Source organism: Arthrobacter sp. G119Y2 (assembly GCF_038069765.1).
In the GTDB taxonomy this organism is placed as follows: Bacteria; Actinomycetota; Actinomycetes; order Actinomycetales; family Micrococcaceae; genus Arthrobacter_B.
On sequence record NZ_JBBPFS010000004.1, the window covers coordinates 85,431 to 99,693 of the forward strand.

Here is a 14,263-nt window from a genome sequence, read left to right on the forward strand (position 1 = left end):
CCCGGTTCCGCACCTCCGTCAGGGGCCGGCAAGCCGGTGCACGTGTGCCCAACGTAATCCCGGCACCCCTCCCGCCGGAAGGGTAATCAGCTTACTTATCAATTTCCTTTTCCAACTCGCTGCCGGTTCCGCGGCAAGCCTCCGGTCCTATGACCGGCCCCACCCTCAGGAGTCGCTAGACTACCCCAATGCCCCATGACGATCAGCCCCGGGACGCCGGAAACCAGCCCTCGAGCCAGCCCTCCCCGATGGAAGAAGCCAGCGACGACTTCGTTGTCCGCCGCCACACCCTGCCTTCCGGACTCCGTTACACCACCACCGCCGGGCGCATGGTGCTGCGGAGCGAAGAAACCAAGGACGGCAAGGCGGACGGGTTCCGGCCCCGGGCGGAGATTTTCCTCGTGGCCTACACCGCAGACGGGGAAAGTCCCGCCCCTGCAGCGGCTGCCGCCAACACCCCGGAGACCGCAGCGGAAACTGCCGCACCAGCCAACCGGCGCCCCGTAGTGTTCGCCTTCAACGGCGGGCCGGGATCCTCTTCGGTCTGGCTGCACATGGGCCTGCTGGGGCCCCGCATGGTGGACTCCGGGGACGTCGGATCCTTGACCCCTCCCCCGTTCGGGCTGACGGACAACCCGGAAACGCTGCTGGAGCACGCGGACCTGGTGATGATCGATCCGGTCAACACCGGTTTCTCCCGGGTGGTGGACGGCGTTGAGTCCGGCCAGTTCCACGGCTTCGAGGCGGACCGGGATCTCGTCGCCGAGGTCATCAGGCTGTGGACCACCCGCAACAACCGCTGGCTGAGCCCGAAGTATCTGGTGGGAGAGTCCTACGGCACGCTGCGCGCGGTCGCCGTGGCCGGGCGCCTGTTTGACGCCTACGGGATGGCGGTGAACGGGCTGGGCCTGATCTCCACCGTGCTGAACATGGCCACGCTGAACTTCGCACCGGGCCGCGACACGCCCTATGCGCTGCACCTGCCCACCTATGCGGCCATCGCGCATTTCCACGGCCGGCACGGGGACCGGGAATTGGCCGACGTGGTGCGCGAAGCCGAGGCGTATGCGGGCCGGGACTTCGGCTACGCCCTCACGCAGGGAGCGCGGCTCAGCGCGGAAGAGTTCGACGACGTCGTCGGCCGGCTGGCCGAGATCACCACCCTTGACCGCGGATTCATCCGGCGCACCAATCTGCGCTGGGATTACGCGCAGTTCTCCGCAGAACTGCTGCGGGACGAGAACCTGGTGGTGGGCCGGATCGATGGCCGTTTCACTGCACCGGCGGCCCATCAGCAGGATTCCATCAACTGGGACGATCCCAGCCTGGCAGCCATCAACGGGCCGTACTCGTCGGCGGTCAACCACTACGTGCGGGCCGAACTGGGCTACGAGAACGACCTGCCCTATGAAATCCTCACCGGCCGGGTGCAGCCCTGGAGTTACAAAAACTTTGAAGGGGTTCCCGTGGACGTTACCGACACGCTGGAGCGCCTCCTGGCGCACATTCCCTCCCTGCGGGTGCATGTGGACTACGGATACCACGACGGCGCAACGCCCCATTTCGCCGCGGAGTACGTTTGGGCACACATGCGGCTGGACGACGCAGCGCGGTCAAGGTTTTCGCACCACTACTACGAGGCCGGACACATGATGTACGTGAACCCCGGGTGCCGGGTGGACCAGCTCGCCGCGCTGCGGGAGTTTGTCAGCGCCGGCTGAGCGGGGCTACCGGGAGGCGAAGTGCCACCAGATCCCGCCGACAAAGACAGTGCCGGCCGCAAAGGCGAAGGCGAGCTCCAGCAGGATGCCCAGGCCCATGGCCTTCAGTGCCGCATAGCTGGCAGACCAGGCCTGCGGCAGGCTGCGCCGGCGCAGGAATTCACTCAGCAGCAGCCCGAGGGTGAACCCGATGATCAGCCCCACCACGGGAATGACGAACATCCCCACAATTCCCACCACCACCCCGGCCAGGACCGAGGCATTGGGGACCTTCCGCTGTTTCAGCCGGCGGCCGGTCAGCACCGCACTGGACAGCAGGCCGGCCGCGGCCAGCACTGCACCGACGCCGAAGGCCCACCAGGCAGCGGCGCTCTGCATGCCCAAAGCCCATCCCAGCAGCGCGGCAATGATCAGGATGCTGCCCGGCAGAACCGGAATGACTATGCCCGTCATGCCCACGGCGATGGCCAGGGCGGCAATGACGGTGATGATGATGTCGGGGTCCATCCCCCCAGTCTTCCACCCGGGTCCCGGCGCACCGGCTGCGGCACGTCGGTCGCCAACCCGCGGCGGTCGATACTAAGCTTGCTTACAGAGCGGCAACCCCGGTCTGCACCCAATTGCATCAGGAGAGACAGATGAGCACCGACTCAGGCAACAATGGCCGGCCCGGAGCATCCGACGGCTCCACCGGCAGCACCGGCAACCCGGTGGGACCGGACGGCGGACGCCTGCGGGACCGTTCCGGCCGGGTCCCGTCAGCGGACGAAACCCAGGTCCTTCCCGCCGGCAACAGTGATGCCGGGGCACCTCCGGCAGCCGGGGCAACCGCGGCCGGGGCCTCTTCGACGGCATCGTCCGGAGCCTCCCCCGACGCCGGGCACAGCGGCCCGCAGCACGACGACGACGGCCGCACCCGGGCCATGCCCCTGAGCGCCACCAAGGATCCCGATGCCGACTACGCCGGCGACGGCTCCCGGTCCGGAGACCGCGGGATGGATGACGGACGGGCTACGGCAGGCAGCGGCCGCGGCACCGACAGCCGCACGGCACTGCCCGGCAAGGCAAACCGTGAGGCCCTGCTGGCCATGGAAAAGGAACGGTTCGGCGGCATGAAGTTTGGTGCGGCCTTTTTCGGCTGGCTGACCGCCACCGGCATGGTGGTACTCCTCTCAGCACTGGCCGCCGCCATCGGTGCCGCCGTCGGCTTCTCCACCGACAATGACCTGGGCCAGTCCCTCGACCAGGCAATGGCCAACCAGAGCGCCGGCATTATCGGGACAGTGATCCTGCTGGTGATCCTCCTGCTCGCGTATTACGCCGGTGGTTACGTGGCCGGCCGGATGGCCCGCTTCAACGGCCTGAAGCAGGGCCTGGCGGTCTGGCTCTGGGCCCTGATTGCCGGAGTGGTTGTGGTGGTGCTGGGACTGATTTTCGGGGATGACATCCGCAGCATCACCCAGCTGAACACCGTCGCGCCGCTGCCCGAGGATCTCGGCGGAGCAAGCGCCGTAACCTGGCTCGCCGTTGCCGCCACGCTGGCCGCGACGCTCATCGGTGCACTGCTCGGCGGCCTTGCCGGCATGCGCTACCACCGCCGCATCGACCGCGCGGACTACAGCGACGCCGACGTCCGCGCCTAGCAGGACGGCTCCTTCCAGGACCGCTCCTCCCAGGACGGCTCCACCCGATTAACAGCAAACCGGCCCGCACCTTCGAAAAGGTGCGGGCCGGTCCTTGTTAAGGCAGCTTGGCGCTAAGGCAGCTTGGCTGAGCCCTGCTTACGGCGAGGGCGTGCCGCCGTTGACGTTCAGGGTTTCGCCGATCACGTAGCTGGACTCGGGCGACGCCAGGAAGACGTAGGCCGGGGCGAGCTCGGTCGGCTGGCCGGCGCGGCCCAGCGGAGTGTCCTTGCCGAACTCCGGCAGCATCTCCTTGGGCTGTCCGTCGGACACCTGCAGCGGCGTCCAGAACGGCCCCGGAGCCACCGCGTTGACGCGGATGCCCTTGGGTGCCAGCTGCTGGGCCAGGCCCTTGGTGAAGTTGTTGATGGCCGCCTTGGTGCTGGCGTAATCCAACAGGAACGGCGACGGGTTGTACGCCTGGATGGACGTGGTGTTGATGATGCTCGATCCGGCCGGCAGGTGCGGCAGCGCGGCCTTGGTGATGCGGAAGAACGCGTAAATGTTGGTCTTGAACGTGTCATCGAGCTGTTCGTCAGAGAGGTCCTCGAGGTTCTCCACGGCAACCTGCTTGCCCGCGTTGTTCACGAGGATGTCCAGCCCGCCCAGGGCCTCGACGGCGTCGGACACCAGCTGGGCGCAGTACGCTGCGTCGCGGACGTCGCCGGGAAGCGCCACGGCCTTGCGGCCGGCAGCCTCAACGAGGCGGACAATTTCCTGTGCGTCTTCCTCTTCCTCGGGCAGGTAGGCCAGCGCGACGTCGGCACCTTCCCGGGCGTAGGCGATGGCCACTGCCGCGCCGATGCCGGAGTCGGCCCCGGTAATGAGAGCCTTGCGCCCTTCCAGCCGGCCGGTGCCGCGGTAGGATTCCTCGCCGCGGTCCGTCTTCGGCTCAAGGTCTGCATCCAGGCCGGGCTCGGGCTGGTCCTGCTTGGGCGGCGTAATCGTCGGGAAGCGGTCCACCGGGTTCTGGAAGGTGTACTGATCGTTTGTGCTGCCGTTTGTCATGGAGTTTCCCACTTTCGGTAGGTCATTCTGCATGCGGTACGCCCGTCCCGGGCGAGCGGATTCCCGCCGGGAGAACAAGCGTAAGTATGCTTACTATCCTAGACCTGCAGGACTTCCCGGCTCAAGTTTGGCCCTGCCGGAGGCTAAAACAGCATGCTGAGGAACCCCACGCTGACACTGGCCACCAGAGCAATAATCAGGAGCCAGACAATGACGGTTCGATACTTATTCATGGTTCGCATAGTCAGACGAGTCTACCCAGCCGGCGCCCTGCGCGTTCGGGTGGAGTACAGGGCGGTCACGGCAGCGAGCGCTGACAGCGTCATGATGACCGCCAGCGGCAGTGCTGATCCTCCCCCTGCCAGCCCGGTGAGCGGTGACACGAGTGCACCCGCGAAGAACTGTCCGCCGCCCAAGACCGCCGAACCGCTGCCAGCCGCCCGCCCCACTTCGGCCAGTGCCAGGGAGGTGGTGTTGCCCATGATGAAACCCACCGAAGACGCTGCACAGAAGATGGGCACGGCCAGCAGCAGGGGCGGGGCTGCGGTGACCGTCAGCGCCAGTATCGCCAGGGACATCGCGAGCAGCACGGAAACCGCGGCGGTGACTGTCTTCCGCGGCGGAACGCGCCGGGCCAGCCGGGCGGAGATGAACCCGGAAGCCACCAGCCCCAGGGCATTGATACCGAAGGCCATTCCGTAGGCCGACGCCGAGAGTCCCATGAGGTTTTGGTAAATGAACGGAGAGGCTGAAATGTATCCCATTAACACTCCAAAGGTGCTGGCAAACAGGACTGCGTAGCCCAGGAACTTCCGCTTGCGCAGCACGCCGGCCAGGCCCGCCAGCATCGGCCCGCTGCTGCGGTGCGTGCGGGGCTGGGTCTCAGAGAGAACGGAAGCGGCACAGACGAACATCACCAGGGCCAGCCCCGCCAGCACCCAGAGCACTCCCCGCCAGCCCGCAGTTTCCGCCAGCAGGCCGCCGACTGTCGGTGCGACGACCGGAGCCACCCCTCCGATCGTCATCAACAGGCTGAAGGTGCGGGCCGACGTCGCTCCGGTCGTCAGATCCGCGACCATGGCCCTGGCGATGACCACTCCGGCGGAGGCGCACAATCCCTGCACCAGCCGGGCGGCTACCAGAACTGCCAGTGTCGGGGCGAGCGCGCAGGCGGCTGAGGCCAGAACGAAGCCCGCCGATCCCAAGAGGAGCGGGCGGAAGCGGCCGTAACGGTCGGACAGGGGTCCGAACACCAGCTGCCCCGTCCCCATGCCGAGCAGGAAGGCCGTGAGCGTGAGCTGCACGCCCGTGGCTGACACTCCGAGATCGTCCGTCATAACCGGAAACGAGGGGAGGTACAGGTCCGTGGCGAACGGACCGGTGGCGGAGAGCAACGCCAGGACCAGGAGCAGACCGGTGGTCATAACGGTGGCCGGAGTGCGGCGAAGGGCGCGAAACATACGCATGATGCTACGTCCCCCTCGCCTGCGGCCCCGCCGGAGGGGAGGATGAAAGGGACGGCGGGCAGAATTCCGGCACGGCCCGCAGACCGGAAAGGAACGGTTTCGCGATGAGCACTGGCGACGAGGACCGCAAGCAGATTGTCGTGGGCGTGGACGGCTCCCGCCTCTCCATCGAAGCACTGTGGAAAGCCCACCGCCTGGCTGCGGTGCTTGGCTGCCCGCTGCGAGTCATCACGGTGTGGGAGCAGGCCATTTCGCTGACGTCCCCCATCCCCACCGGCATATGGTCTCCGCACGTCGAGGCGGAGCACACGCTGGACGACGTGCTGCAGGAAGCGTTCGGCACCGACATTCCGGCGGACCTGACACGTACCGCGCTGGTGGGCCCGCCGGTGGAGCTTCTGATTGAAGCCAGCCGCGGCGCGGAGATGCTGGTGGTGGGCAACCGCGGCCGGGGCGGCTTTGCCGGGCTGCTGCTCGGTTCCGTGAGTTCGGTGCTGGCCGCCCACGCGCACTGCCCGGTGCTTATTGTCCACCGCGGCGAGTCCGGAGAACCCGCCTAGGGGAACGGCGGCGGCGCGGGCGGCAGCTGTGGTGTCTAGTTGTCCGCCGTGGCGCGGCGCAGGATGAGCACTGCCCCCGCGGCGGCAACCAGCATCAGGACCACGCCGATAAGGGACGTGGTAACCACGCCGGAATCAAAGGCGGCCCGGGCGGACTCCAGCAGCTGATGCGCCGCACCTTCCGGCAGCCGCTGCGCCGCCTCGACGGCACCGCCGAGGGTTTCGGACGCTGCTTCGGCATCAGCGGGGGCGAGACCCTCAGGCAGCACGACGCCGTTCCGGTAGCCGGCGGTCAGGATGCTGCCGAGCACCGCGGTGCCCAGGACGGCGCCCACTTCATAGGCGGTCTCGGAGATCGCCGAGGCGGCGCCTGCCTTGGTGGGCGGCACGGACGAGAGGATCAGGTCGTTGGAGATGGTCTCCGCAGCGCCGACCCCGAGGCCCAGCACCATGAACGCGGCCATCAGTTCACCCACCCCGCCGCCTCCGGTCACCAGGATGACGGTGTAACCCACGGCGTTGAGCAGCAGTCCGCCGGCAATGATGTAGCCGGGACGCACGTGCCGGACAACGCGCACCACGGCCAGGCCGGCGATGATGGTCAGCACAAGGCCCGGCAGCATGATCAGCCCGGCCTGCTGGGGAGACTTCTCCAGGACCAGCTGCAGGTGCTGGGACAGGAAGAAGATGAAGCCGACCAGCGAGAAGACGCTGAGCAGATTGGCGCCGATCGACCCGCTGAAGGTGGGATTGCGGAACAGCCGCACATCCAGCATGGGATGCAGCCGGCGGAGCTGGCGGCGGACAAAGAGCACGCCGAAGACCAGCCCGACGGCGATCGGAACCAGCGATTCCGCGCCGACCCCCGACGTCGCAATCGCCTTGATGCCGTAGACGACCGGGAACATGGCGGCCATGACCAGCAGCACGCTCCACAGGTCCACCGGACCCGGGTTGGGGTCGCGGGACTCGGGCAGCAGCATCGGGCCGAACACCAGGAGCGGAATGAGCACCGGTACGGAGAGCAGGAACACCGAACCCCACCAGAAGTGCTCCAGCAGCAGGCCGCCGACGATGGGGCCCAGCGCAGCGCCGCCGGAGAAACCTGCGGCCCAGACGGCAATGGCGATCCTGCGCTGGGACGGAACGGTGAAGATGTTCCGGATCAGCGACAGCGTGGCCGGCATCAGCATGGCGCCGAACAGGCCGAGCAGGGCCCGGGCCGCGATGAGCGCTTCGGCGGTGGGGACAAAAGCTGCTGCGGCGGAGACCAGGCCAAACCCGGCGCTGCCGATCAGCAGCAGCCGGCGCCGGCCGATCCGGTCGCCCAGGGCACCCATCGGCACCAGCAGTCCGGCCAGGACCAGGGCGTAGATGTCCACGATCCACAGCAGTTCGGTCCCGGAGGGCGCGAGCGCGCGGGACAGTGACGGGATCGCAAAGCTCAGGACCGTATTGTCCACTGAGATCAGCAGCACCGGCAGCATGAGCACAGCGAGACCCAGCCATTCACGCCGGCCGGCTCGTTGGGTGTGGGGTGCTTCCTGTACCGCGGGCACAGCTGTCTCCTTCGCTCATCATTGGGGTGTGTCAGCACGCGCGGACGGGGCCGCAAGCTTTACTGTACCGTCTAGACTGTACAGCACAGATGGCGTAGCGTAAACGTATGCCTGAGCACACTTCCACCCGGGACCGCATCCTCTTCGCCTATGAGGAGCTGCTGATCAATGAGGGTCCCCGCGGCGCCACCATGGACGCCGTCATCGCACTGGCCGGAGTGTCCAAAGGCGGACTGCTCTACCATTTCAAGAACAAGGAAGCCCTGGCCGCAGCACTCATCACCAGGCTCGGGGAACTGGCAGCCGTTGACATGAAGGCAATGAGCGCGGACCCCGAGGGTCCGGCCCGGTATCTGGTCCGCGAATCCGTCTACGTGGGCAGCGCGCTGGACCGCGCGCTGATCGGCGTCGTCCGCCTGGCCCAGGCCTCGGACCCGGACGCATCGGCCATGCTGGAACAGATTCACCACAATTGGATGCAGCTGATCCTCCAGGAGGTCGGCAACCCGGCCATCGCGCGTGCCATCCTGCTCCTGGGCGACGGCCTGTACTACAACCAGGGGCTCGCCGGCGGCTGGCCCCGGGAGAAGAGCACGTCCACAGCGGAATCCGTAGCCGAGCTGCTGGAAGTCGTGGAAGTCCTCAAAACCCATGCAGCTTCCCTCCAACGCTCACGCTAGGGCCTGTGCCACAGTAGGACCATGGAAATCAGCACAGCAGACCTTTACGACCGGCACGGCGAGAACCTGGCCTCCGTGTCACTGCAGTTTCAGGATCTGGGCGGCAGCACCGCTTTCACCGGACCCGTCCGCACCATCCGCTGCATGGAAGACAACGGGCTGGTCAAGTCCGTCCTGAACTCCCCGGGCGACGGTGCGGTCCTCGTCGTCGACGGCGGCGGGTCGCTGAACACCGCACTCATGGGGGACATGATCGCCGAGGCCGCCGTGGCCAACGGCTGGGCCGGCGTCGTGATCAACGGCGCCGTCCGTGACCGCGCCGCCTTGGCCGGACTGCCGCTGGGGGTGAAGGCCCTGGGCTCCAACCCCCGCAAGAGTGCGAAGGAGTCTGCAGGAGAAATGGACGTGACCGTGGAATTCGGCGGCGCAGTCTTCCGGCCGGGAGCCGTTCTTTACGCCGACGACGACGGAATCCTGGTCGAGCGCTAGGGACGCGCTGCCGGCAGCAGATCTGCTGCCGGCAGATTCGCCTATCCGGCAGCAGGTTCCGGAGGCACCGTGGAGTCATGAATGATTCCGGGAAAACACCCCTGTTCACTGAAACTATCCGCCGCGAATTCTACGAGCGCCGCGTCCTGGTTCTGGACGGTCCGCTGGATGACGACAATGGAACACTGCTCGCCGCCCAACTGATTGCCCTGGCCGCCGAGGATCCGCTGACCGACATAGCCCTGTGGATCCACTCCCCCGGCGGATCCGTCCCGGCGATGCTGGCAATCCGGGACCTCATGCGGGCCGTGCCCAACGATGTCTCGACACTGGCGTTTGGCATCGCGTGCTCCGCCGGCCAGTTCCTGCTCTCCGCCGGAACGCACGGCAAGCGCCGGGCCCTGCCTCATGCCCGGGTCCTGATGCACCAGGGATCCGCCGGGATCGCAGGCACCGCCGTCGACATCGAACTGCAGGCCGACGACCTGCGGCACACCCGGGACACCGTGCTGCGGCTCATTTCGGAAGACACCGGGCAACCCGCGGAACGGGTTTTTGAGGACTCTCTGCATGACCACTGGTACACCGCCCGGGAGGCGCTGGATTACGGGTTCATCGATTCCATCGTCCGGGACTTTGACGAGTTCCGTCCCCGGCACCGGGTGGCCGCCGGGTTCGGCCGCCCCGCCGTACCCCTTGCGGAGGAGACACGATGAGCAGCTACACCATTCCCACTGTGGTGGCCCAGCATCCGCGCGGCGAGCGGATCATGGACATCTATTCGCACCTGCTCACGGAGCGGGTTGTCTACCTCGGTACCGCGATTGACGCCGGGGTGGCAAACGCCCTGATCGCCCAGCTGCTGTACCTGCATTCGGCGAGCCCGGACAGGGATATTGATCTGTACATTAACTGCGACGGCGGAGACCCCAGCGCCATGCTGGCCGTCTACGACACCATCCGGTTCATTCGACCGGACGTGGCCACCACCTGCGTTGGCCAGGCTGTCGCCGTCGGCGCGGTCCTGCTCGCGGCCGGCGCCGAGGGGAAGCGGGCGGCGCTGCCCCACGCGCGGATTGTCCTCCACCAGCCGGCAGCCCAGGGCCGGGGCACCATCCCTGATCTGATCCTGCAGGCCGACGAGCTGGTGCGGGTCCGGTCCGACATGGAGGCCATCCTCTCCCGCCGGACGGGCCAAAGCGTGCAGACGCTGCGCGCGGACACCGACCGGGACCGGCTCTTTACCGCTGCTGCGGCCCGGGACTACGGGCTGATTGACCGGGTGATCGAGCAGGCCTGAGCCCGGCCAGGGTGAGCCCGGCCAGGGTGAGCCCGGCCAGGGTGAGCCCGGTCAGGCCGCGAGGGTAAAGGAGGAACGGCCGCCGGCCCGGCCGCCGGACGTCCGGGCGAGCGGGGCTCGGACTGCAGCTGCAGGGGCGGCAGGCGCATCGCCGCCGGCGAGGATCAGCGTTTCAGCGACGGCCAGCGTCAGATCAACCAGGGTGACGCCCAGCGCCCCGGCTACTGCCTCGATCATCTCGCTGGACGGCTCTTTGAGGCCCCGCTCGATTTCGGAGAGGTACTGCGGAGACAGCCCGGCCCGGTCTGCAATCTCGCCCAGTGTGAGGCCGCGTTCATGCCGAAGCCTCCTCAGCAGCTCCCCGAGGACCTCCCGCCACAGCGGCTCCCGGGGCTTGAGGGGGTGCTGCCGGCCGGACCGCTGCCCTCCGGCCGTGCTGCGCGTTCCCGCTGGACTCTGAATTCCGCTGATGTCGGCCATGCTTGATCGTAAAACGGTGCGGGCGGGCGGCAACAGGGGCTCTGCTCTCAGCAGAGTTCTGCGGGGACGCGAATAGGATGGGTCCGTCCGCTTTTCGACCAGCGATGGGAGCTCCCCTTGGCCAATGTCCTGATGTTCCACCATGCCCAGGGGCTGACGCCGGGCGTGGATGCCTTTGCCGACGTACTGCGGGAAGCCGGGCACACCGTCACCGTCCCCGACCTCTTTGACGGGCGGACCTTTCTGGAACCGGGCGACGGCCTGGCCTATGCCGAAGAGATCGGCTTCCAGGAGCTGGAGGACGCAGGAGTGAGGATCGCCGGGCGCTTTCCGCACGAGATGGTCTACCTGGGATTCTCGCTCGGCGTCCTGCCGGCACAGCGGCTGGCGCAGACCCGGCCAGGCGCCCGGGGCGCTGTCATGATCAGCGGCTGCGTCCCGCTTGGCGTCTTTGATGATTCCTGGCCCGCCGGCGTTCCCGTGCAGATTCACGGCATGGATGCAGACCCCATTTTCGTGGACGAGGGAGACCTCAGCGCAGCGGAAAACCTGGTGGAAAGCTCCGCAGAAGCCGAGCTGTTCCTCTACCCGGGCAGCTCCCATTTGTTCGCGGACATCAGCTTGGAGGACTATGACGAAACAGCAGCACCCGCGCTCACGGCGCGGGTGCTGGATTTCCTGGCCCGAACGGACGCTTAGGCCAAGCGGCCCGGGTTCCTGAAACGGCCCGGAAAGCTGGAGCTTTTAGGCGTTCCAGAGCCCGTAGGAGTCGGCCAGCGAGGAGATCTTCTGCGCGCGCGCCAAGCGCGGCAGGTAGGACCCGTCGCCCACCACTGCACCGGCGGCGTGCGCTTCGAGCAGTTCATGGGCCCACTGGACTTCCGACTCGCTCGGCGACAGCCCGTGGTTGATCGTATCTGCGGCGTCGGGCATCAGGCACAGCTTGCCGGTCATGCCCATGGACTGGGTCACCTTGCAGGCTTCCAGCAGCTTTTCGCCCAGGGCGCCGACGGTGGGGCCGTCGATCGGCCCGGGCAGCTGCCCGACGCGGGAAGCGACCACAAGCTTGGAGCGGGCATAGGCCAGCGCCATCGGATCATCGGAGGCACCGGTGTCGCGACGGAAGTCACCCACCCCGAAGGCCAGGCGGAATGTACCCGGGGCGGAGGCAATGGCCGTCGCGTTCTCGATGCCCAGTGCGGATTCAACGAGTGCGAGCACCGGAGTGCCGGCCTGCAGGCGCATGGCCGTGTGGGTGACCTGCTCGGGCTTTTCAGTCATGGCCAGCATCACGCCGCGCAGGCCCGGCGCCTTGGACAGCGCAGCCAGGTCATCTGCCCAGTAATCGGTTTCGATGCCGTTGACACGCACCCAGGCGGTCATGCCGGTGGACAATGCCTCAACTACGCGTTCGCGGGCTTCAGCCTTGCCGGCGGCCGGAACGGCGTCTTCCATGTCGAACACCACGGAGTCCGCTTCGGACGCCAGCGCCGGCGCAAAGTTCGCTTCGTCGGCTGCAGAGGCGAGCAGCCAGGAACGGGACAGTTTTGCGGGCAGCGACGCGGCGCGGCTGTTTCGAAAGGGGGCCATGGATAAGACACTACTTTCACGGCGCCGGTTCCTAAAATGGGACGCCTCATATGTGCCGACGATCACTTTAACCGCGCGTTCCCCGCAGCTGGCCGTCGCTTCCCTAGCGCGTGCGCCCGGGAAGACCGGCCGAACCGGCAGCAGCTCGCAACTCAGCGATCCGCAGCCGCAGGAAGATGATCAGCAGCACCAGCACCCACACCGCCATGACCGCCACCGCGGCTATGGCCAGATACATGAGCAGGGCAAAAATCAAACTAACACCAGAAGCAGCCATCATTGTTTCCCCCCGCTGTTGCCCGACAAGTTCTCCGAGGCTACACGACGCCCTCAGATAGCCTTGCCGGGATTGAGAATGCCCAGCGGATCAAGGGCCCGGCGGATGGCGTGCTGCACCCCCAGCGACACATCCCCCAATTCGGCACCGACCCAGTCCCGTTTCAGCAGGCCCACGCCGTGTTCACCGGTCAAGGTTCCGCCGAGCCGGTTGGCCAGGAAGAACATCTGGCCCAAGGCCTCCTTGGCCGGCCCCTCGTCAACCGGATCCTGCGGGTCCATCACAATCATGGGGTGCAGGTTTCCGTCCGAGGCATGGGCGATGGTGAAAATGCGGGTGCCCGTGTCCGCCGCGATCCGCTCAAGCCCGGCAACTGCCTCGGCCAGCCGGCCCCGCGGCACTCCGATGTCTCCGATGGAGACCCGTCCGATCTTCTCCAGGGACGGGATAGCTTCCCGGCGAGCCCTGATAAAGGCGGCCGCTTCGTCGTCGTCGGCCGCTTTGCCGCAGGACCCGGCATGCGGGCGGACGGCTTCAAGGACCACATCCTGTTCCAAAAACGCACCGTAGCCGTCGGTCTGCACCAGGAGGAAGGAGGCGCCGCGGGAACGGTAGTCAGTGCCCAGCGCCGCATCGACGGCCTCCAGGGTGGGCCCGTCGATCAGTTCCATCATCGAGGGCTGGATCCGCGCCGCAACAACGGCGGACGCTGCCCGGGCCGCGCTTTCGACGTCGGGAAAGAAAGCGGCCACGGTGGCGGTGGCCACCGGCAGCGGGCGCAGCCGCAGGGTGGCTTCGACAACGACGCCGAGGGTTCCTTCGGAGCCGATCATCAGCGCATTCAGGTCATACCCGGTGACGCCCTTGATAGTCTGCCGGCCGGTGCGCAGCTCACTCCCGTCTGCCAGGATGACCCGCAGCGCCAGCACCGATTCCCGGGTCACGCCGTACTTGGCGCAGCGCATTCCGCCGGCGTTGGTGGCTATGTTTCCGCCGATGGAGCAGATGGCGGTGCTCGCTGGGTCCGGCGCGTAGAAGAGTCCGTACTCGGCTGCAGCGGCATTAATCTCGGCGTTCAGCACCCCGGGCTGGACCACGGCCAGCTGTTCCACCGGATCGATGCGCAGGATCCGGTTCATCCGGGACACATCCAGCACCACTTCGCCGGAGCGCGCGGACGATCCCCCGGCCAGCCCGGTGCCTGCCCCGCGCGGGACCACCGGCACGCGGTGGGCGGTCGCCAGCTTCAGGGTGGCCGCGACGTCTTCCGCAGATTCAGCAAACACCACCCCGTCCGGGTGGGACCGGGCCACGAAGCCGGAACGGTCGGTGCTGGCGTGTTCACGGTGTCCGGCGTCGCGGGAAGCGTGGGGGGCCGCGCTCAGCAGAGTGTCGCTGGCGCCCGGCGCCGACGAGTCGAGCAGGGGCCCGGAGTCGGAAAAGAGGCTCAT

16 protein-coding genes are annotated in these 14,263 nt (G+C 67.3%); 8 read left to right on the top strand and 8 right to left on the bottom strand.

Going from position 1 to position 14,263, the window contains the following annotated elements:
* Nucleotides 1-188 precede the first annotated feature (188 nt).
* Nucleotides 189-1,721, top strand: coding sequence for a S10 family peptidase (locus WKB88_RS09695; protein WP_341394359.1), 1,533 nt, complete (start codon nucleotides 189-191; stop codon nucleotides 1,719-1,721).
* A gap of 6 nt (nucleotides 1,722-1,727) precedes the next feature.
* Here WKB88_RS09695 and WKB88_RS09700 read toward each other — a convergent pair whose 3' ends face one another.
* Nucleotides 1,728-2,228, bottom strand: a complete 501-nt coding sequence (locus WKB88_RS09700) for a DUF456 domain-containing protein (RefSeq protein ID WP_341394360.1) — start codon at nucleotides 2,226-2,228, stop codon at nucleotides 1,728-1,730.
* Between the two features lie 131 nt (nucleotides 2,229-2,359).
* On the opposite strand from WKB88_RS09700, the gene WKB88_RS09705 reads away from it, so the two are divergent.
* Entirely contained in the window at nucleotides 2,360-3,364 is a 1,005-nt protein-coding gene (locus WKB88_RS09705; protein WP_341394361.1) for a hypothetical protein, read from the top strand.
* A gap of 138 nt (nucleotides 3,365-3,502) precedes the next feature.
* Here WKB88_RS09705 and WKB88_RS09710 read toward each other — a convergent pair whose 3' ends face one another.
* The gene (locus WKB88_RS09710; RefSeq protein ID WP_152221190.1) at nucleotides 3,503-4,411 is read right to left on the bottom strand and encodes an SDR family oxidoreductase; all 909 of its coding nucleotides are present in this window, start codon (nucleotides 4,409-4,411) and stop codon (nucleotides 3,503-3,505) included.
* 254 nt (nucleotides 4,412-4,665) lie between these two features.
* Nucleotides 4,666-5,871 (bottom strand): multidrug effflux MFS transporter, encoded by a 1,206-nt coding sequence (locus WKB88_RS09715; RefSeq protein WP_341394363.1) that lies wholly within the window; start codon nucleotides 5,869-5,871, stop codon nucleotides 4,666-4,668.
* A gap of 110 nt (nucleotides 5,872-5,981) precedes the next feature.
* Here WKB88_RS09715 and WKB88_RS09720 point away from each other — a divergent pair, with 110 nt between their 5' ends.
* On the top strand, nucleotides 5,982-6,437 hold the full coding sequence (locus tag WKB88_RS09720) for a universal stress protein (RefSeq protein WP_341394364.1): 456 nt from the start codon (nucleotides 5,982-5,984) through the stop codon (nucleotides 6,435-6,437).
* A 35-nt stretch (nucleotides 6,438-6,472) separates the two neighbouring features.
* On the opposite strand, the gene WKB88_RS09725 is transcribed toward WKB88_RS09720, so the two are convergent.
* Nucleotides 6,473-7,996, bottom strand: a complete 1,524-nt coding sequence (locus WKB88_RS09725; protein ID WP_341394365.1) for an MFS transporter — start codon at nucleotides 7,994-7,996, stop codon at nucleotides 6,473-6,475.
* Between the two features lie 107 nt (nucleotides 7,997-8,103).
* Here WKB88_RS09725 and WKB88_RS09730 point away from each other — a divergent pair, with 107 nt between their 5' ends.
* The 4 genes from WKB88_RS09730 to WKB88_RS09745 all read left to right on the top strand — a co-directional run bounded on the left by WKB88_RS09730 (nucleotide 8,104) and on the right by WKB88_RS09745 (nucleotide 10,465).
* Entirely contained in the window at nucleotides 8,104-8,676 is a 573-nt protein-coding gene (locus WKB88_RS09730; RefSeq protein ID WP_341394366.1) for a TetR/AcrR family transcriptional regulator, read from the top strand.
* A 21-nt stretch (nucleotides 8,677-8,697) separates the two neighbouring features.
* Nucleotides 8,698-9,165, top strand: a complete 468-nt coding sequence (gene rraA, locus WKB88_RS09735) for a ribonuclease E activity regulator RraA (RefSeq protein ID WP_341394367.1) — start codon at nucleotides 8,698-8,700, stop codon at nucleotides 9,163-9,165.
* Between the two features lie 77 nt (nucleotides 9,166-9,242).
* On the top strand, nucleotides 9,243-9,881 hold the full coding sequence (locus WKB88_RS09740; RefSeq protein WP_341394368.1) for a ClpP family protease: 639 nt from the start codon (nucleotides 9,243-9,245) through the stop codon (nucleotides 9,879-9,881).
* The gene (locus WKB88_RS09745) at nucleotides 9,878-10,465 is read left to right on the top strand and encodes a ClpP family protease (protein WP_341394369.1); all 588 of its coding nucleotides are present in this window, start codon (nucleotides 9,878-9,880) and stop codon (nucleotides 10,463-10,465) included. The genes WKB88_RS09740 and WKB88_RS09745 overlap by 4 nt, the downstream gene beginning before the upstream one ends.
* Before the next feature lie 51 nt (nucleotides 10,466-10,516).
* On the opposite strand, the gene WKB88_RS09750 is transcribed toward WKB88_RS09745, so the two are convergent.
* Nucleotides 10,517-10,945 carry a helix-turn-helix domain-containing protein gene (locus WKB88_RS09750; RefSeq protein ID WP_341394370.1) on the bottom strand — a complete coding sequence of 143 codons (429 nt, stop codon included), beginning with the start codon at nucleotides 10,943-10,945 and terminating at the stop codon, nucleotides 10,517-10,519.
* Nucleotides 10,946-11,062: 117 nt separating this feature from the next.
* On the opposite strand from WKB88_RS09750, the gene WKB88_RS09755 reads away from it, so the two are divergent.
* The gene (locus WKB88_RS09755; RefSeq protein WP_341394371.1) at nucleotides 11,063-11,644 is read left to right on the top strand and encodes a dienelactone hydrolase family protein; all 582 of its coding nucleotides are present in this window, start codon (nucleotides 11,063-11,065) and stop codon (nucleotides 11,642-11,644) included.
* Between the two features lie 45 nt (nucleotides 11,645-11,689).
* Here the strand turns inward: WKB88_RS09755 and WKB88_RS09760 are convergent, their stop codons facing one another.
* From WKB88_RS09760 to WKB88_RS09770, 3 genes are all read right to left on the bottom strand, one after another.
* Nucleotides 11,690-12,535, bottom strand: a complete 846-nt coding sequence (locus WKB88_RS09760; RefSeq protein ID WP_341394372.1) for an HpcH/HpaI aldolase/citrate lyase family protein — start codon at nucleotides 12,533-12,535, stop codon at nucleotides 11,690-11,692.
* Nucleotides 12,536-12,638: 103 nt separating this feature from the next.
* On the bottom strand, nucleotides 12,639-12,812 hold the full coding sequence (locus WKB88_RS09765; RefSeq protein WP_341394373.1) for a hypothetical protein: 174 nt from the start codon (nucleotides 12,810-12,812) through the stop codon (nucleotides 12,639-12,641).
* A 53-nt stretch (nucleotides 12,813-12,865) separates the two neighbouring features.
* On the bottom strand, nucleotides 12,866-14,263 hold the full coding sequence (locus WKB88_RS09770) for an FAD-binding oxidoreductase (RefSeq protein ID WP_341394374.1): 1,398 nt from the start codon (nucleotides 14,261-14,263) through the stop codon (nucleotides 12,866-12,868).